18 protein-coding genes are annotated in these 26902 nt (G+C 73.0%); 9 read left to right on the top strand and 9 right to left on the bottom strand.

The annotated features are described in order from the left end of the window. Nucleotides 1-225 precede the first annotated feature (225 nt). Complete coding sequence (locus tag OG361_RS15445; RefSeq protein ID WP_405853937.1) at nt 226-732, top strand: DUF6912 family protein; 507 nt, start codon at nt 226-228, stop codon at nt 730-732. A gap of 48 nt (nt 733-780) precedes the next feature. Next, a complete protein-coding gene (locus OG361_RS15440; RefSeq protein WP_405853935.1) occupies nt 781-1449 on the top strand; it encodes an HAD family hydrolase in 669 nt (222 codons plus the stop codon). A 143-nt stretch (nt 1450-1592) separates the two neighbouring features. Here the strand turns inward: OG361_RS15440 and OG361_RS15435 are convergent, their stop codons facing one another. Further along, nucleotides 1593-2147 carry a DJ-1/PfpI family protein gene (locus OG361_RS15435; protein ID WP_351910243.1) on the bottom strand — a complete coding sequence of 185 codons (555 nt, stop codon included), beginning with the start codon at nt 2145-2147 and terminating at the stop codon, nt 1593-1595. A 449-nt stretch (nt 2148-2596) separates the two neighbouring features. On the opposite strand from OG361_RS15435, the gene OG361_RS15430 reads away from it, so the two are divergent. Further along, entirely contained in the window at nt 2597-7564 is a 4968-nt protein-coding gene (locus OG361_RS15430; protein WP_405853933.1) for an NAD-glutamate dehydrogenase, read from the top strand. A gap of 83 nt (nt 7565-7647) precedes the next feature. Here OG361_RS15430 and OG361_RS15425 read toward each other — a convergent pair whose 3' ends face one another. The 3 genes from OG361_RS15425 to OG361_RS15415 are packed head-to-tail and all read right to left on the bottom strand — an operon-like array spanning nt 7648 to nt 10689. Beyond that, on the bottom strand, nt 7648-9018 hold the full coding sequence (locus tag OG361_RS15425; protein ID WP_405853931.1) for a glycosyltransferase 87 family protein: 1371 nt from the start codon (nt 9016-9018) through the stop codon (nt 7648-7650). 26 nt (nt 9019-9044) lie between these two features. Next, nucleotides 9045-9851, bottom strand: coding sequence for an ABC transporter ATP-binding protein (locus OG361_RS15420; protein ID WP_405853929.1), 807 nt, complete (start codon nt 9849-9851; stop codon nt 9045-9047). Beyond that, nucleotides 9844-10689 (bottom strand): ABC transporter permease, encoded by an 846-nt coding sequence (locus tag OG361_RS15415; protein WP_405862267.1) that lies wholly within the window; start codon nt 10687-10689, stop codon nt 9844-9846. The genes OG361_RS15420 and OG361_RS15415 overlap by 8 nt, the downstream gene beginning before the upstream one ends. Nucleotides 10690-11060: 371 nt before the next feature. Between OG361_RS15415 and OG361_RS15410 the strand changes: the two genes are divergently transcribed. Beyond that, nucleotides 11061-11660, top strand: a complete 600-nt coding sequence (locus tag OG361_RS15410; protein WP_405853927.1) for a TetR/AcrR family transcriptional regulator — start codon at nt 11061-11063, stop codon at nt 11658-11660. Between the two features lie 6 nt (nt 11661-11666). Here OG361_RS15410 and OG361_RS15405 read toward each other — a convergent pair whose 3' ends face one another. From OG361_RS15405 to OG361_RS15390, 4 genes are all read right to left on the bottom strand, one after another. Then, complete coding sequence (locus OG361_RS15405) at nt 11667-12518, bottom strand: carbohydrate ABC transporter permease (protein WP_405853925.1); 852 nt, start codon at nt 12516-12518, stop codon at nt 11667-11669. Continuing rightward, on the bottom strand, nt 12515-13897 hold the full coding sequence (locus tag OG361_RS15400; RefSeq protein ID WP_405853923.1) for a carbohydrate ABC transporter permease: 1383 nt from the start codon (nt 13895-13897) through the stop codon (nt 12515-12517). The genes OG361_RS15405 and OG361_RS15400 overlap by 4 nt, the downstream gene beginning before the upstream one ends. 9 nt (nt 13898-13906) lie before the next feature. Next, nucleotides 13907-15268 (bottom strand): ABC transporter substrate-binding protein, encoded by a 1362-nt coding sequence (locus OG361_RS15395; protein WP_405853921.1) that lies wholly within the window; start codon nt 15266-15268, stop codon nt 13907-13909. A gap of 263 nt (nt 15269-15531) precedes the next feature. Next, nucleotides 15532-19689, bottom strand: coding sequence for an FHA domain-containing protein (locus OG361_RS15390; RefSeq protein ID WP_405853919.1), 4158 nt, complete (start codon nt 19687-19689; stop codon nt 15532-15534). A gap of 516 nt (nt 19690-20205) precedes the next feature. On the opposite strand from OG361_RS15390, the gene OG361_RS15385 reads away from it, so the two are divergent. The 4 genes from OG361_RS15385 (at nt 20206) to OG361_RS15370 (ending at nt 25640) form a co-directional block, all read left to right on the top strand. Further along, nucleotides 20206-21945 carry a serine/threonine-protein kinase gene (locus OG361_RS15385; RefSeq protein ID WP_405853917.1) on the top strand — a complete coding sequence of 580 codons (1740 nt, stop codon included), beginning with the start codon at nt 20206-20208 and terminating at the stop codon, nt 21943-21945. A 107-nt stretch (nt 21946-22052) separates the two neighbouring features. Beyond that, entirely contained in the window at nt 22053-23288 is a 1236-nt protein-coding gene (locus OG361_RS15380; protein ID WP_405853915.1) for a serine/threonine-protein kinase, read from the top strand. Nucleotides 23289-23366: 78 nt separating this feature from the next. Then, nucleotides 23367-24470: a peptide chain release factor 2 gene (prfB, locus tag OG361_RS15375; protein ID WP_384563968.1), complete on the top strand. Its 1104-nt coding sequence runs from the start codon at nt 23367-23369 to the stop codon at nt 24468-24470. A gap of 396 nt (nt 24471-24866) precedes the next feature. Continuing rightward, nucleotides 24867-25640 (top strand): LPXTG cell wall anchor domain-containing protein, encoded by a 774-nt coding sequence (locus OG361_RS15370; protein ID WP_405853912.1) that lies wholly within the window; start codon nt 24867-24869, stop codon nt 25638-25640. Nucleotides 25641-25786: 146 nt separating this feature from the next. Here the strand turns inward: OG361_RS15370 and OG361_RS15365 are convergent, their stop codons facing one another. Then, a complete protein-coding gene (locus OG361_RS15365; protein ID WP_405853910.1) occupies nt 25787-25969 on the bottom strand; it encodes a hypothetical protein in 183 nt (60 codons plus the stop codon). Nucleotides 25970-26204: 235 nt separating this feature from the next. On the opposite strand from OG361_RS15365, the gene ftsE reads away from it, so the two are divergent. Next, entirely contained in the window at nt 26205-26894 is a 690-nt protein-coding gene (ftsE, locus tag OG361_RS15360) for a cell division ATP-binding protein FtsE (protein ID WP_024761477.1), read from the top strand. Nucleotides 26895-26902: the final 8 nt, after the last annotated feature.

Below are 26902 nucleotides of genomic sequence, written 5' to 3'. Positions count from 1 at the left end.
TTGGGGATCTTGTACGGCCGGGGCCGGAGCCGCCGCAAGGCGTCCGGGGCGGCGGGGGCGCCCTCGGGCGGAATCACCTATCAGGGTGACGCGGTGGAAAACCGGCTCCCCGCGGCCTCGTCGGAGGCGCCCCGGTGGTGGACGGGCCGAGGCTGCGGCCGACAGCCCTGAAGGGGGACTCCGCGGATATCCTGAGGGCCTCTCCGTCTACGAAAGCGGCCAGCCATGCGCGTGTACGTCCCCCTGACCCTCCCCGGTCTCGCACAGGCGCACAAGGCGGGCGAGCTGGGTCCCGGCCCGCTGACCGCCTACGCCGTCACCCCCGCGCTGCGCGAGTGGTACGTCTCCGACGACATCGAGGAACTGGAGTACGCGGCGCTCAACCGGGCCGCCTCCGCCTCCCTGCGCCTGCTGGCCGGTGACCCCCAGGCGCCCCGGCGCCGGGTCGTCGTCGCCGTCGACGTGGCCGACAAGGACGCCACCACGGACCCCGACCTGGGGCTCGACGCCGGCTCGATCGGCGAGGTCCGGATCGCCGGCGCGGTCCCGCTGGCCAAGGCGGCGGCGGTGCACGCCGACGCGGACGACGCCGAGGCGGACGTCACCGCGGCCGCGGCCGCGCTCGGCGCCGCGGACCAGGGCGACGACGACGCGCGGTTCGTGGTGGACGGGGCCGAGGACCACGAGCTGCTGTGGTTCGGGGTGCAGGAGATTCCCGGGCTGCTGGGGTAGCGGGACCGGGCGGGGTTCGTTGTCCGAGGTGCCCGGTACCGTTTTTCCATGGGGAAGCACGGCTTGCGGGGCAAGCATCTGGTCTGGGACTGGAACGGGACACTGCTCGACGACACGAGTGCGGTGATCGGCGCGACGAACGCGGCCTTCGCCGAGATCGGGCTCGAACCGATCACGCTGGAGCAGTACCGCGAGCTGTACACGGTGCCGGTACCGAAGTTCTACGAGCGGCTCATGGGGCGGCTGCCCACCGACGCCGAGTGGATCGTGATGGACGGCGCCTTCCACCGCCACTACCGGCCGCGGGCGGAGGGGTGCGGGCTCACCCTCGGCGCCGCGGAGCTGCTCGCGGCGCGGCAGGACTCCGGGTTCACCCAGTCCCTGCTGTCGCTCGCGCCGCACGCGGATCTCATACCGCTCGTGCGGCGGCACGGCATCGCCGAGCGCTTCGTCCGGATGGACGGGCGGGTCGGCGACTCGACGGACGGGAAGTCCGGACACATGGTGCGGCACCTGGCGGCGCTGTGCGACATCCCGGCGGACCGGGTGGTCGTCATCGGGGACGCGGCGGACGACGCGGTGGCGGCGGCGCACGTGGGGGCGAAGGCGGTGCTGTACACCGGGGGGTCGCACAGCAGGGCGTCCCTGGAGCGGGTGGGGGTGCCGGTGGTCGACTCGCTCACGGAGGCGGTGGCGGTGGCGGAGGAGCTGGTCTGACGCGCGGTGCGGTGGCGGAGGAGCTGGTCTGACGGGCGGTGTCAGAAGAGCTGGTCTGACGGGCCCGGCGACGGGGTGCCGGTGCGGCGGCCCGTCGCCCGGCTGCGGGGCGGTGGGGGCGGGGCGGCCCACCCCCACCGGGGTCAGGCCTTGGCGCGGAGGACCTTCAGGAACTCGCGCATCCAGGTGGGGTGGTCCGGCCAGGCGCGGGAGGAGACCAGGAGGCCGTCCACCACGGCAGCCGAGTCCTGGAAGGTCGCTCCGGCCGCCTGCATGTCGAGTTCCAGGGCCGGGTAGGCCGTGACCCTGCGGCCCTCCAGGCCGCCGACCGCGGCCGTCAGGAGCGGGCCGTGGCAGATCTGGGCGACGGGCTTGTCCGCGTCGAAGAAGGACTTCAGGATCTTGCGGAGCTCAGGGTCGTTGCGCAGGTACTCCGGCGCCCGGCCGCCCGGGATCACCACCGCCACGTACGCGCCCGGGTCGACCTCCGAGAAGGCCAGGTCCGCCGGCCACGTGTAGCCGGGCTTCTCGGTGTACGTGTCGAAGCCCGGCTCGAAGTCGTGGACGACGAACCTGAGCTGCTTGCGCGCCGGGGCCGCGATGTCGACCTCGTATCCCTCCTCCAGCAGCCGCTGGTAGGGGTACATCACCTCCAGCGACTCCGCCGCGTCCCCGGTCACGATCAAGATCTTCGCCATGGCTCTCCCAGATCACAGGTGGTCACAGATGGTCGGTCCGTCGTGCTCTGTCGTGCCCCGCCATGCCGGCGTACACGCCACCGCGGCGGGCTGCTTTGCCAAGAGGACATGTGTCGCTGTCCATAACGTCAAACTTCCACCCCCGCTTTTGTACACATACGGTTCATGACGGGGCGGGGGTCAGGGGCGATAGGCTTTTGCCGTGATCAGCGCGATACGCCGAGGGGGCAGTGAAGCCCCCGGCTGCTGCCCGGTCCGCGACAGCGGCCGGGCCGACAGTGCGTTCGCCGATCCTTTCCGTCCGGGCGCGCCACGCTCCGTGGCCGATAACGACCTGGGCATCTCTCATCCGGGCATAACGTCGACTTCGACCGGAATCACCGCGTCGAGGCGTTGTGTCCTTTCTTCCACCGACGTCACGCAACGGCGCGCGACAGGAGTCAGAGGACATGCAGACCAAGCTGGACGAAGCCAAGGCCGAGCTGCTCGAAAGGGCCGCTCGGGTAGCTGAGCACAGCCCGGTCGGGGGGCGACTTCCGACGGGCCCGGAGGGTGCCGGTGAGCGCCCGGACCGGGACCCCGTGCTCGAATACCTCCAGCGCTACTACCTGCACACCGCGCCGGAGGACCTGGGCGACCGTGACCCGGTCGACCTCTTCGGTGCCGCGCTCTCTCACTACCGGCTCGCGGAGAACCGCCCGCAGGGCACCGCGAACGTGCGCGTCCACACCCCGACGGTGGAGGAGAACGGCTGGACCAGCAGCCACTCCGTCGTCGAGGTCGTCACCGACGACATGCCGTTCCTCGTCGACTCGGTCACCAACGAGCTGTCCCGCCAGGGCCGCGGCATCCACGTCGTGATCCACCCGCAGGTCCTGGTCCGCCGTGACGTCACCGGAAAGCTCATCGAGGTCCTCTCGACCCAGATCCACGGCGAGCTGCCGCACGACGCGCTCACCGAGTCCTGGATCCACGTCGAGATCGACCGCGAGACCGACCGCGCCGACCTCAAGCAGATCACCGCCGACCTGCTCCGCGTCCTGTCCGACGTCCGCGAGACGGTCGAGGACTGGGACAAGATGCGCGATGCCGCCCTGCGCATCGCCGAGGGACTGCCCGCCGAGCCCACCGCCTCCGACCTGCGGCCGACCGAGGTGGACGAGGCCCGCGAGCTGCTGCGCTGGCTCGCCGACGACCACTTCACCTTCCTCGGCTACCGCGAGTACGAGCTCGTCAACGGCGACGCCCTGTCCGCCGTGCCCGGCACCGGCCTCGGCATCCTGCGCTCCGACCCGCAGCACGCCGGCGACGACGAGGGCCACCACGCCCACCCCGTCTCGCCCTCCTTCAGCCGGCTGCCCGCCGACGCCCGCGCCAAGGCGCGCGAGCACAAGCTGCTGATCCTGACGAAGGCCAACAGCCGGTCGACCGTGCACCGCCCCTCGTACCTCGACTACGTCGGTGTGAAGAAGTTCGACGCCGACGGGAACGTCATCGGTGAGCGGCGCTTCCTCGGGCTGTTCTCGTCCGCCGCCTACACCGAGTCCGTCCGCCGGGTCCCGGTCGTCAAGCGCAAGGTCCAGGAGGTCCTGGAGGGCGCCGGCTTCTCGCCGAACAGCCACGACGGCCGCGACCTGCTCCAGATCCTGGAGACCTACCCGCGCGACGAGCTCTTCCAGACCCCGGTCGACCAGCTCCGGTCCATCGTCACCAGCGTCCTGTACCTGCAGGAGCGGCGCCGGCTGCGGCTCTACCTGCGCCAGGACGAGTACGGCCGCTACTACTCGGCCCTCGTCTACCTGCCGCGCGACCGCTACACCACCCGCGTCCGGCTGCGGATCATCGACCTCCTGAAGGAGGAGCTCGGCGGCATCAGCGTCGACTTCACCGCCTGGAACACCGAGTCGATCCTCTCCCGCCTCCACTTCGTCGTCCGCGTCAAGCCCGGCACCGAGCTCGCCAAGCTGACCGACGCCGACATCGACCGCATCGAGGCCCGGCTCGTCGAGGCCGCCCGCTCCTGGGCCGACGGCTTCGGCGAGGCGCTGAACGCCGAGTGCGGCGAGGAGCGCGCCGCCGAGCTGCTCCGCCGCTACGGCAACGCCTTCCCCGAGGGCTACAAGGCCGACCACTCGCCGCGCGCCGCCGTCGCGGACCTGGTCCACCTGGAGGCCCTCGCCCGTACGGACAAGGACTTCGCGCTCTCCCTCTACGAGCCCGTCGTCGCCGGCCCCGGCGAGCGCCGCTTCAAGATCTACAAGACCGGCGACCCGATCTCCCTCTCCGCGGTGCTGCCGGTCCTCAACCGGCTCGGCGTCGAGGTCACCGACGAGCGCCCGTACGAGCTGCGCTGCTCCGACCGCACCCACGCCTGGGTCTACGACTTCGGTCTGCGGATGCCGACCCCGTCCGGCAACGGCGGCGACTACATCGGCGACGACGCCCGCGAGCGCTTCCAGGAGGCCTTCGCCGCCACCTGGACCGGCGAGGCCGAGAACGACAACTTCAACTCCCTCGTCCTCTCCGCCGGGCTCACCTGGCGCGAGGCGATGGTGCTGCGCGCCTACGCCAAGTACCTGCGCCAGGCCGGTTCGACCTTCAGCCAGGACTACATGGAGGACACCCTCCGCGACAACGTCCACACCACCCGGCTGCTCGTCAACCTCTTCGAGGCCCGGATGGCGCCGGAGCGCCAGCGCGCCGGGGTCGAGCTGATCGACGCGCTCCTCGAAGAGCTGGACGCCGCCCTCGACCAGGTCGCGAGCCTGGACGAGGACCGGATCCTGCGGTCCTTCCTCACCGTCATCAAGGCGACGCTGCGGACGAACTTCTTCCAGACCTCGGTGGACGGGAAGCCGCACACCTACGTGTCGATGAAGTTCGACCCGCAGGCCATCCCCGACCTGCCGGCCCCGCGCCCCGCCTTCGAGATCTGGGTGTACTCGCCGCGCGTCGAGGGCGTCCACCTGCGCTTCGGCAAGGTCGCCCGAGGCGGCCTGCGCTGGTCCGACCGCCGTGAGGACTTCCGTACGGAGATCCTCGGCCTGGTCAAGGCGCAGATGGTGAAGAACACCGTCATCGTGCCCGTCGGCGCCAAGGGCGGCTTCGTCGCCAAGCAGCTCCCGGACCCGTCCGTGGACCGGGACGCCTGGCTCGCCGAGGGCATCGCCTCCTACAAGACCTTCATCTCGGCGCTGCTCGACATCACCGACAACCTGGTCGCGGGCGAGGTCGTGCCGCCGGTCGACGTGGTCCGCCACGACGAGGACGACACCTACCTCGTCGTCGCCGCCGACAAGGGCACCGCGACCTTCTCCGACATCGCCAACGGGGTCGCCGAGTCGTACGGCTTCTGGCTCGGCGACGCCTTCGCCTCCGGCGGCTCGGCCGGCTACGACCACAAGGGCATGGGCATCACCGCCCGCGGCGCCTGGGAGTCCGTCAAGCGCCACTTCCGCGAGCTGGGCCACGACACCCAGACCGAGGACTTCACGGTCGTCGGCGTCGGCGACATGTCCGGTGACGTCTTCGGCAACGGCATGCTGCTCAGCGAGCACATCCGGCTCGTCGCCGCCTTCGACCACCGGCACATCTTCATCGACCCGCACCCCGACGCGGCCGTCTCGTACGCCGAGCGCCGCCGTCTCTTCGACCTGCCCCGCTCCTCCTGGGCCGACTACGACACGTCGCTGCTCTCCGCGGGCGGCGGCATCCACCCCCGTACCGCCAAGTCCATCCCGGTCAACGCGCAGGTCAGGGCCGCCCTCGGCATCGAGGACGGCGTCACCAAGATGACCCCGGCCGAGCTGATGAAGGCCGTGCTCCACGCGCCCGTCGACCTGCTCTGGAACGGCGGCATCGGTACGTACGTCAAGTCCTCGGCCGAGTCGAACGCGGACGTCGGCGACAAGGCCAACGACGCCATCCGCGTCGACGGCCAGGACGTGCGCGCCCAGGTCATCGGCGAGGGCGGCAACCTCGGCGCGACCCAGCTGGGCCGCATCGAGTTCGCCCGGACCGGCGGCCCCGAGGGCCAGGGCGGCAAGGTCAACACCGACGCCATCGACAACAGCGCCGGCGTCGACACCTCCGACCACGAGGTCAACATCAAGATCCTGCTCAACGGGCTCGTCACCGAGGGTGACATGACCGTCAAGCAGCGCAACAAGATCCTCGCGGAGATGACCGACGAGGTCGGCACGCTCGTCCTGCGCAACAACTACGCGCAGAACACGGCCCTGGCCAACGCCGTCGCCCAGTCGCCCTCGCTGCTCCACGCCCACCAGCGCTTCATGCGCCGCCTGGGCCGCGACGGCAGCCTCGACCGCTCCCTGGAGTTCCTGCCCAACGACCGGCAGATCCGCGAGCTGCTCAACAACGGCAGGGGCCTGAGCCAGCCGGAGCTCGCCGTCCTCCTCGCGTACACCAAGATCACGGTGGCCGACGAGCTGATCGGTACGGAGCTGCCGGACGACCCGTACCTGCGCGGACTGCTCCACGCGTACTTCCCGACGCTGCTGCGCGAGAAGTTCACCGAGGCCGTCGACAGCCACGCCCTGCGCCGCGAGATCGTCACCACGATCCTGGTCAACGACACCGTCAACACCGGTGGCGCGACCTTCCTGCACCGCCTCCGCGAGGAGACCGGCGCGTCGCTCGAGGAGATCGTCCGGGCGCAGACCGCGGCCCGGATGGTCTTCCGCCTCGGCGAGGTCTGGGACGCCGTCGAGGCCCTCGACAACCGGGTGCCGGCCGAGGTCCAGACCCGGATGCGGCTGCACTCCCGCCGGCTCGTCGAGCGCGGTACGCGCTGGCTGCTCAACAACCGGCCGCAGCCGCTCCAGATCGGCGAGACCATCGAGTTCTTCGCCGACCGCGTCGAGGAGGTCTGGGACCGGCTGCCGCAGCTGCTGCGCGGCGCGGACCTGGAGTGGTACCAGTCGATCCTGGACGAGCTGACCGAGGTCGGCGTGCCGGAGGAGCTCGCCCTGCGGGTCGCCGGCTTCTCGTCCGCCTTCCCGATCCTCGACGTCGTCGCGATCGCGGACCGGACCGACAAGGAGCCGCTGGCGGTGGCCGAGGTCTACTACGACCTGGCCGACCGGCTGCGGGTCACCGACCTGATGGACCGGATCATCGAGCTGCCGCGCAGCGACCGCTGGCAGTCGATGGCCCGCGCCTCGATCCGCGAGGACCTGTTCGCGGCGCACTCGGCGCTCACCGCGGACGTCCTGACGGTGGGCGACGACACGTCGAGCCCGGAGGAGCGGTTCAAGGCCTGGGAGGAGAAGAACGCGGCGATCCTGAGCCGCGCGCGGACGACCCTGGAGGAGATCCAGGGCTCGGACACCTTCGACCTGGCGAACCTGTCGGTGGCGATGCGGACCATGCGGACGCTGCTGCGCAGCCACAGCTAGTCGCGGTACGGAGCGACGAAGGGAAGGGCCCCGCCGGTGTTCCGGCGGGGCCCTTCCCTGTTCAGTCCTCGGCCGGGGTGGTCTCAGCCCTCGGCCGGGGTGGTCACGGTCTCTTTCCACAGGCCGCGGGCGGCGAGCAGGGCCGCCGCGAGCAGCAGGCCGTTGCGGAGCACCATGACGGTGAGGCCGGAGGCGGTGCCGGCGAGGAGCTCCAGGTAGAGCACGGGGTACGCGAGCGAGCTCAGCGCGGCCGCCGGGAGGAGCAGCAGGGCCGCCGGGCGCATCACGGTACGGCGGGAGGTCAGGCAGACGGCGGCGAGTCCGAGCAGCCAGATCATGTACTGGGGGCTGATCACCCGGCTGGTGACGGTGAAGAGCAGGACGGCGGCGAAGGCCGCGTCGAGCGGGGTCGCGGGGGTCCAGCGTCTGGCCCGGACCCGCCAGAGCAGCAGCCAGCCGAAGGCGGCGACGGTGAGCAGCAGGGCGAGGTGCCCGAGGCTGGAGACGTACGGGCCGACGTACTCGAAGGCGCCGTAGCGGAACTCGACGCGGCCCGGCCAGACGTCGGCGGCCCGGGCGAGCGCGAGGGCCGTGCCGCCCAGGGACTCGATCTGGATGCCGCGGTTGCCCTGCTGGCGCAGGAAGCCGAGGGATTCGGAGAAGAGCAGCGCGAGGGTGGCGAGGAGGGCGAGCGCGGCGACGACGGCGGCGGTCCAGGCCTCGCGGGTGGTGCGGCCCCGGGGGGTGCCGATCAGGGTGAGCGCCGGCCAGACCTTGACCATCGCGCCGATTCCGGCGAGCGCCCCGCCGAGTCGGTGGGCGGCGGTCGAGCGGGCGTTGACGGCGAGCAGGGCGAGGACGGCGAGGGCGGTGGTCTGGACGTCGTACCGCGCGAGGGGGAGGTGCAGGAGGAGCGGCAGACCGCAGACCCAGAACCAGGCGCCGTGGGTGAGGCGTTCGCTGTCGGCGCGGGCGAGGGCGAGGGTGATGACCGCGTCGGCGAGGAGGGCGAGGGCGACGAAGGCCTGGAAGTACGTGAGGGAGGGGACGATGCCCGGGGCCATGATCACGAGGCCGGCGCCGGGCGGGTACTGCCAGGTCACGTCGCCGGGCGGGAAGGTGCCGGTCGCGAACTGCCCGTACCAGTGCTGGTAGAGGGCGACTTCGCGGCCCACCCCGCCGATGCCGAGGTCGTCGCGGACGAGCAGCAGGAGCATGCCGGCCCGGGTGAGGAGCCAGACGACGGCGAGGGCGAGGTACGGGCCGCGGCCGACCGTGACGAAGGTGGCGGAGGTGAAGGTGTCCGAGTCGAAGGGCGACCGGGTCAGGGAGGGGGGTGGGGGCGCGGCGGGGGAGGGCGGTGCCGCGGGGGAGCTGGGGGCGGGCGTGGGCGTGGTGGGTGACGGAGGGCCGTTCCGGGCCCGGCGGGGCGGCTGCGGGTGATCGTTCGTCATCCCACGGCACTCTAGCCCGCTATGTCTTATTTGTTAGCTGTTGTCGCCCTCGTACCGGTGAACTCCTCGTACGCCGCCACCACCTCCTTCGCCGGACCGTCCATCCGGAGCGTCCCCGCCTCCAGCCAGAGCGCCCGCTCGCAGGTCTCCGTGATGGTCGAGTTCGAGTGGCTGACCAGGAAGACCGTCCCCGCCTCCGCCCGCAGCTCGTCGATCCGTCGCTGACTGCGCCGCCGGAAGCGCGCGTCGCCGGTCGACAGGGCCTCGTCGATGAGCAGGACGTCATGGCTCCTGGCGGCGGCGATGGAGAAGCGCAGCCGGGCCCCCATTCCGGAGGAGTACGTCCGCATGGGCCGGGAGATCGCGTCGTCCTTCTCGTTGATGCCGGAGAAGTCGACGATCTCGTCGTAGCGGGCCCGGACCTCGGCGCGGCTCATGCCCATCGCGAGGCCGCCCAGGATCACGTTCCGCTCTCCGGTCAGGTCGTTCATCAGGGCCGCGTTGACGCCGAGGAGCGAGGGCTGTCCGTGGGTGTAGACCTGGCCCCGTTCGACGGGCTGGAGGCCCGCGATGGCCTTCAGGAGGGTCGACTTGCCCGATCCGTTCGAACCGATCAGGCCGATCGCCTCGCCTCGGTACGCGGCGAAGCTCACCCCCTTCACGGCGTGGACCCGGCGGCCTGCCGGAGCCGTACGGCCCCGGCGGAGCATCCGGCCGAGGGCGGCGGTGGCGCTGCCCCGGCCGCCGGGGTGCCCGCTGTGGACCGTGTAGGTGATGTGGACGCCGTCGACGACGACGGTCGGGGTGCGGGGGTCCTCGGTCGTCTCAGCCACGGCCGTACGTCTCCTCTGCCTTCCAGAACCAGATGAAGCCGCCCGCGAAGGACAGCAGGGCCCAGCCGGCGGCGAGGGCCCAGACGTGCGGCGGCAGCTGGGCCGAGGTGTGGCTCTCGATCAGCGCGAAGCGCATGAGGTCGATGTAGACCGCCGCCGGATTGCACTGGAGCGCCAGCACCACGGCGTCCGGGAAGCGGCCGTCACTCGCCAGGTTCTGGATCGACCACATCGCGCCGGAGGCGTACATCCAGGTGCGCAGCACGAACGGCATCAGCTGGCTGATGTCCGGGGTGCGGGCCGCGAGCCGTGCGAGGGCGAGCGCCACGCCCGTGTTGAACAGGGCCTGGCAGAGGAGGGCCGGGACGGCGAGCAGCCAGCTCCAGGCGGGGAACTCGCCGCAGCAGAAGAGGATCACGACCAGCGCGATGAGCGAGAGCAGCAGCTGCTGGAGCTGCTGGAGCGCGAGCGAGATCGGCAGGCCCGCGCGCGGGAAGTGCAGGGCGCGGACCAGGCCCAGGTTGCCGCTGATCGCCCGGGTGCCGGCCATGACCGTGTCGGAGGTGAAGGTCCACACGAAGACGCCGGTGATCAGGAACGGGACGTAGTCGGGGACGCCGTGCCGGGCGTTCATCAGGACGCCGAAGATCGCGTAGTACACGGCCGCGTTGAGGAGCGGGGTCATCACCTGCCAGATCTGGCCGAGGCGGGCCTGGCTGTACTGGGCGGTGAGGCGGGCGGTCGCGAAGGCGGCGATGAAGTCGCGGCGGGACCAGAGCTGCCGGACGTAGACGGGGAGCGAGGGGCGGGCCCCGCTGACGGTCAGGCCGTGGCGCAGGGCGAGTGCGCGGAGGTCGAGGCCGGGATCGAGGCCGGGGTCGACGGAGGCGGGGTCGGCAGTGGGGTCGACAGCGGGGTCGACGGCGGCGGGATCGACGCCAGGGTCGACGGCGGCGGCGGGGGCCGGTCCGGTGGGGGTGGGCGGTGCCTGGTCGCGGGCCGGTGGCTGTCCGGCGTGCGGGGGGAGCGTCTGGGTGGTCACGGGCGGGCGCTTTCGACGAGGGGTGCGGGGCGCGTTCTTCCGGTGAGGGGTGCGGGCATCGTCGGCGATGGAACGGGTCCGTATCGTCGCTACGGGGAGGGTAGGGCGATCGCACGTCGGAACGCAACCGTATCGTCGTAACGTCGTCGTTGGTTAAGATGCCGTTCATGACCGAACCGACCCCCCGCCGCGCCCCCGCCGGAGCCGCCGTACTCCGCGAGGACGTGACCGAGGCCATCCGCGCCGCCGTCTTCGAGGAGCTCGCGGCCGTCGGCTTCGCCCGCATGTCCATCGAGGGCATCGCGCGCCGCGCGGGCGTCGGCAAGACCGCCGTCTACCGGCGGTGGAAGTCCAAGCTCTCCCTCGTCCTCGACCTCGTCGGCGCCTTCGCCGCCCAGGGCCTGCCCGTGCCCGCCACCGGCTCCCTGCACGGGGACGTGCGCGCGCTGCTCGAAGTGGCCTCGTACGCCCTGCGCCACCCGGTCGCCTCGCAGGTCATCCCCGACCTGCTCGTCGAGGCCGCGCGGCAGCCGGAGATCGCCGACGCCATCCGGGAGGCGCTCCTCGACGGCCAGCAGGGCGTCATGGCCCAGATCGTCCGCGAGGCCGTCGCGCGCGGCGAGCTCCCCGAGGGCACCGACCCGGCCGGTGCCCTCGACCTCGTCGTCGGCCCGCTCTACTGGCGCCTCGTCGTCGTCCGTACACCGCTGCCCGAGGGGTACGTGGACGGGCTCGCGCGCGCGGCGGTGGCGGCGCTGCGCGCCTGAGGAGGACTACTTCACCGCGCCCGCCATCACCCCGGACGCGAACTGCCGCTGGAACGCGAAGAACACCAACAGCGGCACCACCATCGACAGGAACGCCCCCGGCGCCAGCACGTCCACGTTGTTGCCGAACTGCCGTACCTGCTGCTGGAGCGCCACCGTGATCGGCGGCGACTGCGAGTCCGCGAAGATCAGCGCGATCAGCATGTCGTTCCACACCCACAGGAACTGGAAGATCCCCAGCGAGGCGATCGCCGGACCGCCGAGCGGCAGCACCACCCGCGTGAACAGCCGCACCTCGCCCGCCCCGTCGAGCCGCGCCGCCTCCAGGAGTTCGCGTGGGATCTCCGCGAAGAAGTTCCGCAGCAGGAAGATCGCGAACGGCAGACCGAACGCGGTGTGGAAGAGGACGACCCCGAGCGTCGTCTCGAAGAGCCCGACCGCGCCGAAGAGCTTCGACACCGGCACCAGGGCGACCTGCACCGGGACCACGAGCAGCGCCACCACCGCCAGGAACCACCAGTCCCGGCCCGGGAAGTCCAGCCACGCGAAGGCGTACCCGGCGAACGAGCCGAGGACGAGGACCAGGAGCGTGGCCGGGACGGTGATCAGCACGGTGGAGAGGAGCGAGCCGGTGATCGTGCCGTTCGCGAGGAGGTGGGTGTAGTTCTCGGTGGTCAGCCGTGCCGGGGCCGTGAACACCTCCCACCAGCCGCTCGCCGCGATGTCGGAGGGCGAGCGGAGCGAGGAGAACAGCAGACCGACCGTCGGCAGCAGCCAGAACAGGCCGGCCAGGACGAGGAAGACGCGGACCGCGCCTCCCGCCGTGCGGGCCGCGATCCGGGAGGCGGGTGAGGTCATCGGCGGGTCTCCCTTCGTATGCGGCGGATGTTGACCGCCATCACCGGCAGCACCAGAAGGAGCAGGACGACGGCGATGGCCGAGCCGACCCCGAGATCCGCGTCCGTACCGAACGAGGAGCGGTACAGCTGGAGCGCGAGCACGTTCGCGTCGTCCTGCGCCGAGCCCGGTGCGATGACGAAGACCAGGTCGAAGACCTTGAGCACATTGATCATCAGGGTGACGAGGACGACCGCGAGGACCGGCGCCAGGAGCGGGACCGTGATCCGGCGGAACACCTGCCACTCGTTCGCGCCGTCCACCCGCGCCGCTTCCAGCAGCTCGCGCGGCACGGCCGCGAGCCCGGCGCCGATCAGCACCATCGCGAAGCCGGCCCACATCCACACGTACGCCCCGATCACGGCCGGGGTGACGAGCGAGGGGCCCAACCACTCCACACCGTTGTACTGCTCCCGGAAATTGCTCGCGGGCAGCCGGAGTAAGGCTCCGTCGGCGCGGTCGGCGGGCAGGGTGAAGGAGCCGTCGGCCGCCGCCGTGGCCGTGGCGACCACCTTCCCGTCCCGTAGCGCCTCGATCCGCAGCCCGGCGAGGCCCAGCTCGGCCGGGTCGACCGCGTTCGGCTTCCCCCCGCCGCCCCGGGTGAAGTCAAGCCAGGCCGTTCCGGTGATCGCCCCCGCGGCCGGGGGAGTGGGCTCGCGGGCCGGGCGGGCCTCCTTCGGCATCCCGCCGGGAGCCACCCCGACGAGCGGGAGCCGTACGGGCTCCCCGGCGCGCACCGCCTCCTTGGTGACGTACGCGCCGTCACCGGCCGCCTTGAGCGGGTGCACGGGCAGGGGGCGGGCCCGGGGGAAGCCGGAGGACTCGGCGAAGGTGTCGTGGACCCCGACCCAGACGGCGTTGGCGACCCCGCGGTCCGGGTCCTGCTCGTAGACGAGCCGGAAGATGATCCCGGCGGCCAGCATCGAGATCGCCATCGGCATGAAGACGACCAGCTTGAACGCCGTGCCCCAGCGGACGCGTTCGGTGAGCACGGCGAAGACCAGACCGAGGGCGGTGGCGACCGCGGGAGCGAGAACCAGCCAGATCAGGTTGTTCCGTACGGCGGTGCGGAGCGAGTCGTCGGTGACGAGCGCCAGGTAGTTGTCCAGCCCCACGAAGGAGGAGCCGGAGCGGTCGAAGAGCGAGCGCTGGACGGAGTACCCGATCGGGTAGACGACCAGCGCCCCGAGGAGGAGCAGGGCGGGGAGCAGGAACCCCGCCGCGACCGTCCTGCTCCTGTTCCTGTGCCTGCTCCTTGGATTGCTCTTGCTGTTGTTGCTGTTGTTGCTGCGGATGGGGGCGGTACGGATGGCATCGGTGGCACGGTCGGTCCTCGGCATGCCGGGGCCTCAGCTCTTCGCGGCGGTCCGGTACGCCTTCGCCGCGTCCGCCTCCAGGCGCGCCTGGGCCCCGGCGATGTCCTTCGGGTTCTTCAGGAAGTCCTGGAGCGCCTTCCACTCGCCCTTGCCCGGCGTCCCGCCGAAGGACTGCGGCATCTGGTCCGACATGTCGAAGCGGAAGTCGTCACCGGCGCCGATGAGGGCCTTGGCGATCTCGCGCTGGACGTCGTTCGGATACGCGGCCGGGTCCAGGTTCTTGTTGGGGGAGAGGAAGCCGCCCTCGGCCGCCCAGATCTTCGCCGCGTCCGGGGAGGCCAGGAAGGCGAGCAGGGCCTGCGCGCCCTTGGTGTCCTTGAGCGCCACGGCCGCGTCGCCGGCCGTCACGACGGGAGCGGTGCCGCTGCCGACCGTGGGGAACGGGAAGACCTTCGCGTCCGTCCCGATCTTCGCCTTCGTCTGGGCGATGTTGACGGCGGCGAAGTCGCCCTCGAAGACCATCGCCCCCTTGGGCTGGTCGCCGCCGGTGAAGGTCTGCGTGACCGAGACCGGGTACTCCGTCTGCAGCGCGCCGCTCGTCCCGCCCGCCAGCAGCGCCGGCTTCCCGAAGAGCTCGGCGAGCGTGGTCAGCGCCGCGGCGACGGACGGGTCGGTCCACTTGATCTCGTGCTTCGCCAGCTGGTCGTACTTGGCCGGCCCCGCCTGGGAGAGGTAGACGTTCTCGAACCAGTCCGTGAGGGTCCAGCCGTCCGCGCCGCCGACCGAGACCGGGGTGACGCCGGAGGCCGAGATCGTCTCGGCGGTGGTGAGGAACTCCTTCCAGGTCTTCGGCTCGGTCGCGCCCGCGTTCTCGAAGACCGCGGTGTTGTACCAGACCAGGGACTTGTTGGCGGCCTTGAAGTAGACCCCGTACTGGGTGCCGTCGACCGCGCCGAGCTTCTGCCAGCCGGGCGAGTAGTTCGCGGCGAGCTGGGCCTTGGCCTCGGGGCCGACCGGCTTGAGCCACTTCTGGGCTGCCGCCTGCTGGATCGCGCCCACCTGCGGCAGCATCGCCACGTCGGGCGGGGAGCCGCCGGCGATCTTCGTCCCGAGGAAGTTCACGATCGGGTCCTGGGCGGGCACGAACGTCACCGTCGCACCGGTCCGCTTCTCGAACTCCCGCAGGACCTTGGTGAAGTTCTCCTGCTCGGGTCCCGTCCAGACGGCGGCGACCTCGATCTTCTCGCCCTTGAGGGGTAAGTCCCGTCCGGGCGTGGGATCCTTCGGATCCTTGGCCGCCCCGCCGCCGCCGCAGGCCGCGAGGGCCAGTGCGGAGAGCGCCGTGAGCGCCGTCATGGTCACCGCGGCCTTGCGTGGACGAAGAGTTGTACGCATTGCTGCCCCGTCTCTCCCGTGTGCTTCGCTGTCCCGTGCTCGACAGGTCTACGCCGGGTGGTGGGGCCCCGCAATACCGCCTTCCGCGTCAAGCGGGCGATCGTGATGCCCTCGTGACGTGCCGTCAGCCCGGTCGGGCGGGCTGATGGTGGGCTGACGGGTGCGTCGGCGGTGGCCTGAGGGGTGCGTCGGCGGGTGGGCTGACGGGTGCTCCGGTGGGTGGCCTCAGGGGTGCGTGGGTGGGCGCCGGGCCGGGTGCGCGGTCAGGTGTGGGTGGCCGGTGCGAGCGGCGGTATGGGGGTCGCCTCGACCGAACGGGCCGCCCGGTCCAGGGCGCTCGCGAGGAGCGCCAGGTCCGTCGGGCCGTTGCCCAGCTCGCGGACCGGGCGACGGGTGGGCGGGTCGCCCATCCGCTCCCACTCCAGCGGGACGACGACCGGTCGGAGCGTCGCCGTCCGGGGGATCCGGCCGGTGACGCGGCCCGCCTGGAAGGGCGTCACGCGCCCGTCCGGATGCCCGAGCCTGCCCCGCCCGGCCGCCGGTACGTCCGGGCCCGGGGCCACCGGGGGCGCGTCGAGCACGATCCGCAGCCGGGCCCCGTGGGCCAGCTCCGTGTCGGCGGTGCGGTCCGGGCGCGCCGAGGTCGCGACGAGGTGCACCCCGAGCCGCTCGCCGTGCCGGGCGACGGCCTCGAGCGCCCGGACGACGGACCCGGCGGCCGGCCGGCCGGAGGCCCCGAGCGCGGGGGCGACCAGTGCGTCGAAGTCGTCGACGAGGACGACGAGCCGCGGCAGCGGCCCGCCCCCGGCGGTCCGGGTGGTCCCGGGCTCGGGCGAGGGCCGAGGGATCCGCCCGACGGCCCCCTGGCCGGCCGTCCCGGCCTGCTCGCTCGCGGGGTGCGGTACGCGTCCGCTCGGCCGGTCGGTGAAGTCTGAGGCCCCGGCGCGGGGCACGCGCCCGCTCGGGTGGTCCGTGAGGTCGCCGTCGCCGGTGCGGAGGGTGCGGCTGCTCGGCCGGTCGTCCAGGGCGCCGCCCTCGCGCCGCGGCAGCCGCCCGCTGGGCGTGTCGGCCAGGAACCCGTCCCCTGCCGCCGACCGCGCCCGGGAACCGGCGCGGTCGCCGAGGTCGCCGGAGCCCGCGCGGGACACGCGTCCGCTGCCGCGTCCGCCGAGGTCGTCGGCGGAGGGGTACGGGGAGCGGTTGCTGGACCGGCCGCCGAGGTCGTCCGCGCCGGGGTACGGGGAGCGGCTGCTGGGGCGTCCGCCCAGGTCCTCCGCCCCGCCGTACGCGGAGCGGCCGCCGGGCTGCCCGGTGGTGGTGTCGTCCTCGCCGGTGCGGACGGTCCGCCCGCTGGGGCGGTCGTGGAGGCTGCCGTCACCGGCGCGGGCCACGCGTCCGCTGCCGCGTCCGCCGAGGTCGTCGGCGGAGGGGTACGGGGAGCGGTTGCTGGACCGGCCGCCGAGGTCGTCCGCGCCGGGGTACGGGGCACGGCCACTGGACCGGCCGCTCGGGTCCTCCGCGCCCGAGTACGTGATCCTGCCGCTCGGGCGGCCGCCGAGGTCGCCGTCGGAGGTGCCGCCGCGCGTGCCTCGGGTGCTCGGGAGGGAGCCGATCGTGCCGTCGCCGGTGCGGAGGGTGCGGCCGCTCGGGCGGTCCGTGAGGTCGCCCGGGTCGGCGACGCGGACGGTCGCGCGAGCGCCCTGGGGCACGGATTCCGCCGCGCTCGGGGAGCGCTGGCCGATCAGCCGGTCGGCCGCGGGCGCCGCGCGCGTGCCGCGGCGGTCGGCGAAGTGGCCGTCGCCCAGGAGCTCGGCCCGGCGCTTCAGCTCGGCGCCGAGCGCCTGCGCGAACTCCCGCATCCGTACCGGGTCGGAGGCGACGAGGTGCTCGGTGACGTGCGGCAGCTCCGTACAGACCGCGAGGCCTTCGCCGCGCTCGCCGCCCGCGCCGTCCACGAGGAGCAGGCCGAGCCGGTCGGGGCGGCCGCCGGCCGCGAGGGAGGCGGCGATGGAGCGGAGCAGCTCCGTGCGGCCGCTGCCCGCGGGCCCCTCGATCAGGAGGTGCGGGCCCTCCTGGGTGAGGTCCACCGAGAGCGGGCCGCGCGGGCCGGTGCCGAGCACGGCCGTGCCGTCCCCCGCGGAGGCCCAGCGGGCCAGCAGGGAGGCGGGGGTGGCCCGGGCGAGACCGAGCTCGTCGAGCAGGCGCGACGTCGGGGGCAGCGCGGCGGCCCGGCCGTGCGGCGCCGCCGCCGACTCCGTCCGCAGCGGAGCGAGGGCCCGGCCGAACCGCTCGGCCCAGGCGACGGAGACCGCGTCGACCACGCCGACGGTGCCGTGGCCCGCGACCCGCCCGCCGGAGGTCCGGAGCAGCCGCAGCGCGGTGGCCACGTCGCCGCTCAGGAGTGCGGCGGCCCCGCACTCGCGGAAGGCGAGGGAGGCGGCGCAGGCGGTTTCGTAGGTGGCGGCCACCGGCGATTCGGGGGTCGCGGAGGGTGCCTCGGCGAGACACAGGAGGTGGATGCCGGCGGCGGCCCCGGCGCCCGCAAGGCGCGCGACCGTCTCGCGCAGCGCCGCCGAACCGGGGTCCCCGTCCACGATCACGACCGTCGCCGGTCCGTCGTGGCGCGCGGCGGCCTCGGCGACGGAGGCGCGGTCGGCGCTGGGCCAGCCGGGGCCGAGCGGGCCGTCGTCGAGGCGCCGGGTCAGCTCGGCCGTCCGCGCCTGGGCCTGCTCGCGGTCGTACGCCAGGAGCAGGCGGCAGTCCTGGCCGTGGGCCGGCCGGACGTGCGGGAGCCAGCCGAGCCAGCCCCAGGCGCGCCGCCGCTCCTCCAGGGAGCGGTTCCGGTCGGCGCTGATCAGCACGATCTCCAGGTCGGAGGGGGAGTGCAGGGCGGCGAGCTGGGCCACGACCGAGCGGGCGAGGCCGGCGAGCCGGTCGGCGGGGCCCGCGAGCCCGAGCGAGCCGGCCTCGCGCAGTCCGACGGTGACCGGCACCCCGGAGAGCTCGGCGCGGTCGGTCGTGCCGAGCCGGACCGCGAGCGACTCGGGGTGGTCCTGGGGCCGCTCCCAGAGGCGGGGGCCGGGACCGAGGGCGGTGAGCAGGACGGTGGCGGGGTCGGGCCAGGTGTCGGCCGCGGGGACGGGCCCGGTGGCCGCGTCCCGCGCGTCGGTGCCCGGCCGGGCGCCGGCGGGCGCGCCCGCGTGGGTGTCCGGGGCTGTACGGGGGTCGGCGGCCGGGGCCGGGAGCTCCTCGCGCCCGCCGGTCAGGCGCCGGGCCCACGCGCCGAGCCCGCGCTTCCCGCCCGCGCGGCCGGGAGCCGGTGCGGTCCCCTGGGGGCGGGTCCGGCGGGTCCTGTTGTGGCCCTCGTCGAAGGGCTCCTCGGGCTCCTCCGCGCGCGCGTGGCCGCCGGCGCCGGTCCCGTACGGCTCGCCGTGCGCGTCGTCGGGGCGGGTGTCCCGTGAGGCGTGGGGGGAGCGGTGGGAGGAGTGGGAGGGGTCGTACGGCTCGTCGAGCGCGTGCCCGTACGGGACACCGCGCGCGCCTCCGTGGGTGCTGTCGTCGACCGGGTGTCCGGAGGCGGGGCGGCCGGAGGCGGAGCGGCCGGAGACGGAGCGGTCGGAGGCGGGATGTCCGGAGACGGAGCGGTCGGAGGCGGGATGTCCGGAGACGGGATGTCCGGAACCCTGGCTTCCGGAGGGTGCGCCGGACGATGCCTCGCCGGCCGCTCCATCCGCTCCGGCCGCCGTCCCGCGCGCGACCCGCAGATGGCCCTCGCCGTCCGGGGCCGTCGCCACCGTCTCCGTACCGCCGGGCTCGTCGCCGGGGCCCGTCAGGCGGAGGGCGGACTCGCCGAGGCGCAGCAGCGCACCCGGGAGGAGCCGGACCGGGCGGTCGCCGACCGGTACGCCGTCGAGGGTCGTCCCGTTCGTCGAGCCCAGGTCGGAGACGGTGACGCGGCCGTCCTCGCCGACGGTCACCGTGCAGTGGGCGCGGGAGACGTCGGGGTCGTCGAGCGGCACGTCGGCGTCGACGGAACGGCCGATCCTGATCGGTCCGCCGTGCAGCAGGTGCACCCCGCCCGCGTCCGGTCCGGCCACCACGTGCAACCGGGCGGAGGCGGCCTCGTCGACCCGGTCGTCGGGGCCGGGGACCTGGAGCGAGAGGACGGCGCCGTCGACGAGCGGGGGTTCGCCGAGCACGCAGCGGCGGCTGTCGAGCCGCTCCGCGCCCGCGTAGAGCACGGTCGTGCCCGAGGCGGAGGTGTCGGGGCCGGTGACGGCGGCGGCCAGACCCGAGGCGACGGCCGCGAGGGCCGTCCCGGCGGGGGCCGTGACGAGCACGTCGCAGGCGCGCCCGGCGCCGTGGCCGGCGTGGCTGCCATGGCCGGCGTGCGGCGCGAGGACGGTCAGCCGGATCTGCATCGCCGTCAGCGGTCCCTTCTGCGCGAGATGCCCGGCAGGGGAACCGCCCCGTATCTCCCCCCACCCGGCACGGACGCGTCGCCCGGTACAGGTCGGCACGGCGCGGGGGCTCCCGACCCCACCGATGCGACGTGCTGGAGGCATCCTCGCACCTGCCGCCGACAACCTGCCGCCGGGTCGGCCACAAGTGATCTTGAATGGTCGGCGGTGGTCCAAAAAATGCCTGGTTGGTCATGCCTTCGGAGCATGCCCGGCAACCGTCACGCTCCTCGGAGCGTCTTCTTCCGGACAAGTTCCGGACACGATCCAGGCCGGTTCCCGACGTGCCGGGCCGGAGCCCCGCCTCCGCCGGGCCCGCGCACGACCCCGGAAAACGGCCTGTGGACGACCGGCCTGTGACCCGTTCGGCGGCACTAAAGTGGGTTGGACACCCGGACGGGTCACAACAGAGAACAGGGACCCAGGGGACAAACACGAGACCGACCCCAGGACCACGATCAGCAGGGAGCGCGTGACGTGCGGCCTATCGGCAGCAAGTACCTGCTCGAGGAGCCGCTCGGACGCGGCGCCACGGGCACCGTCTGGCGAGCCCGCCAGCGGGAGACGGCGGGCGCCGAGGCGGCCGTGGCCGGCCAGCCCGGCGAGACCGTCGCGATCAAGGTCCTCAAGGAGGAGCTGGCCAACGACGCGGACATCGTGATGCGCTTCCTGCGCGAGCGGTCCGTGCTCCTCCGGCTCACCCATCCGAACATCGTGCGCACCCGTGACCTGGTCGTCGAGGGCGATGTCCTCGCCCTCGTCATGGACCTCGTCGAGGGCCCCGACCTGCACCGGTACATCAGGGAGAGCGGCCCGCTCACCCCGGTCGCCGCCTCCCTCCTGACGGCCCAGATCGCCGACGCGCTCGCCGCCAGCCACGCCGACGGCGTCGTCCACCGCGACCTCAAGCCGGCCAACGTCCTGCTCGCGGAGCAGGGCGGCCAGATGCACCCGATGCTCACCGACTTCGGCATCGCGCGCCTCGCGGACTCCCCGGGCCTGACCCGTACGCACGAGTTCGTCGGCACGCCCGCGTACGTGGCGCCCGAGTCCGCCGAGGGACGCCCGCAGACCTCCGCCGTCGACATCTACGGCGCGGGCATCCTCCTGTACGAGCTGGTCACCGGCCGGCCCCCGTTCGCGGGCGGCACCGCCCTCGAGGTCCTCCACCGGCACCTCAGCGAGGAGCCCCGCCGGCCCTCGACCGTGCCCGGGCCGCTGTGGACGGTCATAGAGCGCTGCCTCAGCAAGGACCCCGACCGGCGGCCGAGCGCCGAGAACCTCGCCCGCGGCCTGCGCGCGGTCGCCGCCGGCATCGGCGTCCACGCCACGCCCGCCCAGATCGAGGCGGCGGACGGCGTCGGGGCGCTCCTCGCCCCCGACCCGGCGCCCGCGCCGGTCCCGGAGACCCCCGGGGCCGCGGACCCCACCCAGGTGCTGCCCAGCGGCGCCGGAAACCCCTCGCAGTACGACCCGGCGGCCGCGACCAGCGTGATGCCGACCAGCGGCCCGTCGGGCGCCGCCGACCCGACGGCCGTCATGCCGCCCGTACCGTCCCAGCCGCCGCAGTCCGAGGACCCGCACCCCTGGCAGAGCCAGCTGCGCGCGGCCCGCGACCGCAACGAGCAGACGCAGGTGCAGTACCTCGACCCGAGCGAGGACCCGCTGCGCCGCCGCCCGCAGCGCCCGCAGCAGCAGGGCCAGCAGGGCCAGTACGGCCAGCAGGGCCAGCAGGGCCAGCAGGGCCAGCAGGGGCAGTACGGCCAGCAGGGTCAGTACGGACAGCAGCGGCCGCCGCAGCACCAGCCGCAGCGCCCCGCCCCGCCGCAGCCGTACCAGCAGCAGCACCAGCCGCAGCAGTACGCGCCGCCGCCGCCCCCGCAGCAGTACGCGCAGCCGCCCCAGCAGCAGTACACGCCGCCGCAGCCGCCGCCCCAGGCCCCGGCGCCCCGCGAGCCGCGACCGCCGCGTCAGCGCAGCGCCAACCCGGTGCGGATCCCCGGCCTCGGCTGCCTCAAGGGCTGCCTGGTCATGATCGTGCTCTTCGTGGTCGCGGGCTGGCTCGTCTGGGAGCTGACCCCGCTCCAGGACTGGATCGCCGAGGGCAAGAGCTACTGGCAGGCCATCGGCGACGGCATCTCGTCGGTCACCGACTGGATCTCCACGATCGGCGAGACGACCGGCTCCGGGGGTACTACCGGCGGTACGGGGCAGTAATACTGCCGATTTATCGACTTCCGAGGGGTGATTTCCGTTCGGAAGTGACGACCAGCGGCTGCGGACGCGTAGTTTTGACGCGAACCGCAGCCGCTGAGGGAGCAGTCTTGGCACGGAACATCGGCAGCCGCTACACCACCCACCAGATCCTCGGGCGGGGCAGCGCCGGAACGGTGTGGCTCGGCGAGGGGCCCGAGGGGCCCGTCGCCGTCAAACTGCTGCGCGAGGACCTGGCCTCCGACCAGGAGCTCGTCGGCCGCTTCGTCCAGGAGCGGACCGCCCTGCTCGGGCTCGACCACCCCCGGGTGGTCAAGGTCCGCGACCTCGTCGTCGACGGCAACGACCTCGCCCTGGTCATGGACCTCGTGCGCGGCACCGACCTGCGCACCCGTCTCGACCGGGAGCGGCGGCTCGCCCCCGAGGCCGCCGTCGCGATCATCGCCGACGTCGCCGACGCCCTGGCCGCCGCGCACGCCGCCGGGGTCGTCCACCGGGACGTCAAGCCGGAGAACATCCTGCTCGACATGGAGGGCCCCCTCGGCCCGGGCGGCGCCCACCCCGCCCTCCTCACCGACTTCGGCGTCGCGAAGCTGATCGACACCCCCGGCCGCACCAAGGCCACCCGGATCATCGGCACCCCCGACTACCTCGCACCCGAGATCGTCGAGGGCCTCCCGCCGCGCGCCGCCGTCGACATCTACGCCCTCGCCACCGTCCTGTACGAGCTGCTGGCCGGCTTCACGCCCTTCGGCGGCGGCCACCCCGGCGCCGTCCTGCGCCGCCACGTCACCGAGACCGTCGTCCCGCTCCCCGGCATCCCCGAGGAGCTGTGGCAGCTGATCGTGCAGTGCCTGGCGAAGGCCCCCGCCTCCCGGCTGCGCGCCTCCGAGCTCGCCGCCCGCCTCAAGGACGTCCTGCCGATGCTCAAGGGCATCCCGCCGCTGGACGTGGACGAGCCGGACGCGGAGCCGGCGGCGGAGCCCGAGCCGGAGACGTACGCCACCGGCCCGGGTGCTGGTGAGCCCGGGCCGCGCCGGGCCGCGGTCCCGCTCGTCCCCGGCGCCTCCGCCGACTCCAACCGGGACACCCACACGTCCATGCGGGTCCCGGCCCCCGACGAGCTCTCCGGCGGCCCCCTCGGCACCGCCCGGGCCCCCCGCCCCGCGGGCGCCCGGCGTCCCGGCTCGGCCCGCCACAAGGCTGGCGTGGTCCGCAAGCGCCGGATCACCCTCGCCGTCGCGGCGGTCGTGGTCGCGGGAGCGATCGGCGCCGGCGGCTACCTGGCGGCCTCCGGGGACGGCGACGCGCCGCCGCAGGACTCGAAGCAGTCCTCCCAGCCGTAGGAGCGGCTCTCCCGGCCCCGGCGGCGGTCCTTCCGGCCGTAGGTTCGGCTCCTTGCCCGGAGCCGTTACGCTGGACGCGTGGCAGTCGTCGATGTATCCGAAGAGCTGAAGTCCCTCTCCTCGACCATGGGGTCGATCGAGGCCGTCCTGGACCTCGAGAAGCTGAGGGCCGACATCGCCGTGCTCGAAGAGCAGGCCGCGGCCCCGTCCCTGTGGGACGACCCGGAGGCGGCGCAGAAGATCACGAGCAAGCTTTCGCACCTCCAGGCCGAGGTCCGCAAGACCGAGACCCTGCGCGGGCGGATCGACGACCTCGCGGTGCTCTTCGAGCTCGCCGAGGAGATGGACGACCCGGACACCCTCGCCGAGGCCGAGACGGAGCTCATCTCCGTCCGCAAGGCCCTCGACGAGATGGAGGTCCGTACGCTCCTCTCCGGCGAGTACGACGAGCGCGAGGCCCTCGTCAACATCCGTGCCGAGGCCGGTGGCGTCGACGCCTCCGACTTCGCCGAGCGCCTCCAGCGCATGTACCTGCGCTGGGCGGAGCGCCACGGCTACGCGACGGAGATCTACGAGACCTCGTACGCGGAAGAGGCCGGCATCAAGTCGACCACCTTCGTGGTGAAGACGCCGTACGCCTACGGCACGCTCTCCGTCGAGCAGGGCACCCACCGCCTGGTCCGCATCTCGCCCTTCGACAACCAGGGCCGCCGGCAGACCTCCTTCGCGGGCGTCGAGGTCCTCCCGGTCGTCGAGTCCTCCGACCACGTCGAGATCGACGAGTCCGAGCTGCGCGTGGACGTCTACCGCGCCTCGGGCCCCGGTGGCCAGGGCGTCAACACGACCGACTCGGCGGTGCGCATCACGCACCTCCCGACCGGCATCGTGGTCTCCTGCCAGAACGAGCGCTCCCAGATCCAGAACAAGGCGAGCGCCATGAACGTCCTCCAGGCCAAGCTCCTGGAGCGTCAGCGCCAGGAGGAGCGCGCCAGGATGGACGCCCTCAAGGACAGCGGCAGCTCCTGGGGCAACCAGATGCGTTCGTACGTCCTCCACCCGTACCAGATGGTCAAGGACCTCCGTACGGAGTTCGAGGTCGGCAACCCGCAGGCGGTCCTGGACGGCGAGATCGACGGCTTCCTGGAAGCCGGCATCCGCTGGCGCAAGCAGCAGGACAAGTAGCCTCCTCGGCCGACCCGTTCGGCTGTACGAGTCCGGGCCCCGCACCTTCTCGGTGCGGGGCCCGGACTCGTTCCGTGCCGTCGTGCGATTCGCTGGCGCAAGCGGAAGTGGGGCTGTCGGGGCGCTTTGTCGACAAGGGAACTGGTCTTGCGGGGCCCGGAGTTAAGGGTTTACGTCACAGTTGCATCGTCGCATGCCGGGTACTTGTGGATCTTTCGGGCATCGCACGCGCAACGACCTTGACGCTTCATCGGAAACTCGGAAGGGTGGCGTACTGGCATGCGCATTTCTGGGGCGCGTGTGAACGGGGGCCGGTCCAGTCGTGACGTCGCCCCTGCCGCGCCGGGCCCCGAGCGCTGCCCCATGACGAGATGAGCTACTGGGGGTAGCAGCCAGATGACCAAGCAGATGCGAATCCGTTTCGCGCGCATCGCCGCGGGTGCGGTGATCGCGGCCGGAGCTTCGCTGACCGCGGCGGGTGCCGCGCAGGCCGTGAACGCCTTCGGTGAGGGCGACCCGACCCCGGTGCCCACGTGCATCCCGGGTGACGTCGGTTGCGAGACCACCGCGCCGCCGACCACCGAGCCTCCGACCACGGAGCCGCCGACCACCGAGCCGCCCACGACGGAGCCTCCGACCACGGAGCCCCCGACCACGGAGCCGCCCACGACGGAGCCTCCGACCACGGAGCCCCCGACCACCGAGCCGCCCACGACGGAGCCTCCGACGACCGCCCCGCCGACCACCGTCCCGCCGACCACGGACCCCGGTCCGGGCGAGACCACGGAGCCGGGCCCCGGTGAGACCACAGAGCCGGGCACGGGCGAGACCACCGACCCCGGTACGGGCGAGACCACCGACCCCGGTTCCACCGACGGTCCGGTCACCCCCGACGAGGGCGGTAACGGCTCCACCGACTCCGGCGACCCCGGCACCTGCACCGTCGACCTCGACGGCGCCGAGTGCGTGGACACCGGCAACAACAACACCGACACCAACAACGCCGGCTCGCAGCCCGTGCAGCAGGGCCAGGCCAAGGAGGAGCTCGCCGAGACCGGTGCGGCCGAGACCTCGTTCCTGGTCATCGGCGCCGCGACCATGATCGCCGGCGGCATCGGCTTCCGCATGCTGCCGCGCCTCGTCGCCGGTGGCGGCCGCGCCGCCGTCTGATCGACCGCGTGAGCGCGTGAGCGCGTGAACGTGTGTGCATGACGAAGGGCCGGGGAGAGTGAATCTCCCCGGCCCTTCGCCATGCTTCCGGCTCGTGCGGCGCCGACGACGGCGCCCGCATCGATCCGGACGGCCAGGCCGTCCGGTCAGGCCGTCCGGACCGCCGCGAGCAGGGCGATCATGGCGAGCAGGGCGATCGCCAGCGTCAGCAGCATCGCGGGGCTCAGGCCCTGAGGGGTCAGACGCTCCCGGTTCGCGCGGCAGACGGGGCAGCGGCCCTCGGCGACCGGGGCCGCGCAGTTGGCGCACACCAGTCGGTCGTAGGTCATGCGCTCTCCTCCTCCCGCACAGGGATACACATCTGGACAACGTCCGGAGGGGCCCGGACGTTCCCCCTACCACTGTGCCAGCTCCGGGGCGTTTCGGCGCGCCCCGCCGGATTGCCCGCCTTCCGCCCCAAAGGGCGAAAAGGATAAACCACGCAAGCCAGGACCGCGACTGCGCGGGTCGTGCCCGTTCGCGTAAGGTCACGCACACCTACTCCCGGCCGACCGTGGTGCATCCGTGATCCGATTCGACAACGTCTCCAAGTCCTATCCGAAGCAGAACCGCCCCGCGCTCCGGGATGTCTCCCTGGAGATCGAGAAGGGGGAGTTCGTCTTCCTCGTCGGTTCGTCCGGCTCCGGAAAGTCGACTTTCCTGCGGCTGCTCCTGCGTGAGGAGCGCGCCAGTCAAGGCCAGGTGCACGTCCTCGGCAAGGACCTGGCCCGGCTCTCCAACTGGAAGGTGCCGCACATGCGGCGTCAGCTCGGCACCGTCTTCCAGGACTTCCGCCTCCTCCCCAACAAGACCGTCGCCGAGAACGTGGCCTTCGCCCAGGAGGTCATCGGCAAGCCGCGCGGCGAGATCCGCAAGGCCGTGCCGCAGGTGCTCGACCTGGTCGGGCTCGGTGGCAAGGAGGACCGGCGGCCCGGCGAGCTCTCCGGCGGTGAGCAGCAGCGCGTGGCCATCGCCCGCGCCTTCGTCAACCGCCCGATGCTGCTGATCGCCGACGAGCCCACCGGCAACCTCGACCCGCAGACCTCCGTCGGCATCATGAAGCTGCTCGACCGGATCAACAGGACAGGGACCACCGTCGTCATGGCGACCCACGACCAGAACATCGTCGACCAGATGCGCAAGCGCGTCATCGAGCTCGAAAAGGGCCGCCTCGTCCGTGACCAGGCGCGCGGCGTCTACGGATACCAGCACTGAGCCCGTAG

It is taken from the genome of Streptomyces sp. NBC_00090, assembly GCF_045160815.1.
Lineage (GTDB): Bacteria > Actinomycetota > Actinomycetes > Streptomycetales > Streptomycetaceae > Streptomyces.
This window is presented reverse-complemented; position numbering and strand designations above follow the sequence as displayed.

Coding starts and splice junctions, on each gene's coding strand:
- OG361_RS15410 (WP_405853927.1), top strand. CDS start 11,061: ATGACCGAACCGACCCCCCGCCGCGCCCCCGCCGGAGCCGCCGTACTC.
- OG361_RS15405 (WP_405853925.1), bottom strand. CDS start 12,518: ATGACCTCACCCGCCTCCCGGATCGCGGCCCGCACGGCGGGAGGCGCG.
- OG361_RS15430 (WP_405853933.1), top strand. CDS start 2,597: ATGCAGACCAAGCTGGACGAAGCCAAGGCCGAGCTGCTCGAAAGGGCC.
- OG361_RS15400 (WP_405853923.1), bottom strand. CDS start 13,897: ATGCCGAGGACCGACCGTGCCACCGATGCCATCCGTACCGCCCCCATC.
- OG361_RS15425 (WP_405853931.1), bottom strand. CDS start 9,018: ATGACGAACGATCACCCGCAGCCGCCCCGCCGGGCCCGGAACGGCCCT.
- OG361_RS15390 (WP_405853919.1), bottom strand. CDS start 19,689: ATGCAGATCCGGCTGACCGTCCTCGCGCCGCACGCCGGCCATGGCAGC.
- OG361_RS15395 (WP_405853921.1), bottom strand. CDS start 15,268: ATGCGTACAACTCTTCGTCCACGCAAGGCCGCGGTGACCATGACGGCG.
- OG361_RS15435 (WP_351910243.1), bottom strand. CDS start 2,147: ATGGCGAAGATCTTGATCGTGACCGGGGACGCGGCGGAGTCGCTGGAG.
- OG361_RS15365 (WP_405853910.1), bottom strand. CDS start 25,969: ATGACCTACGACCGACTGGTGTGCGCCAACTGCGCGGCCCCGGTCGCC.
- OG361_RS15445 (WP_405853937.1), top strand. CDS start 226: ATGCGCGTGTACGTCCCCCTGACCCTCCCCGGTCTCGCACAGGCGCAC.
- OG361_RS15440 (WP_405853935.1), top strand. CDS start 781: ATGGGGAAGCACGGCTTGCGGGGCAAGCATCTGGTCTGGGACTGGAAC.
- OG361_RS15370 (WP_405853912.1), top strand. CDS start 24,867: ATGACCAAGCAGATGCGAATCCGTTTCGCGCGCATCGCCGCGGGTGCG.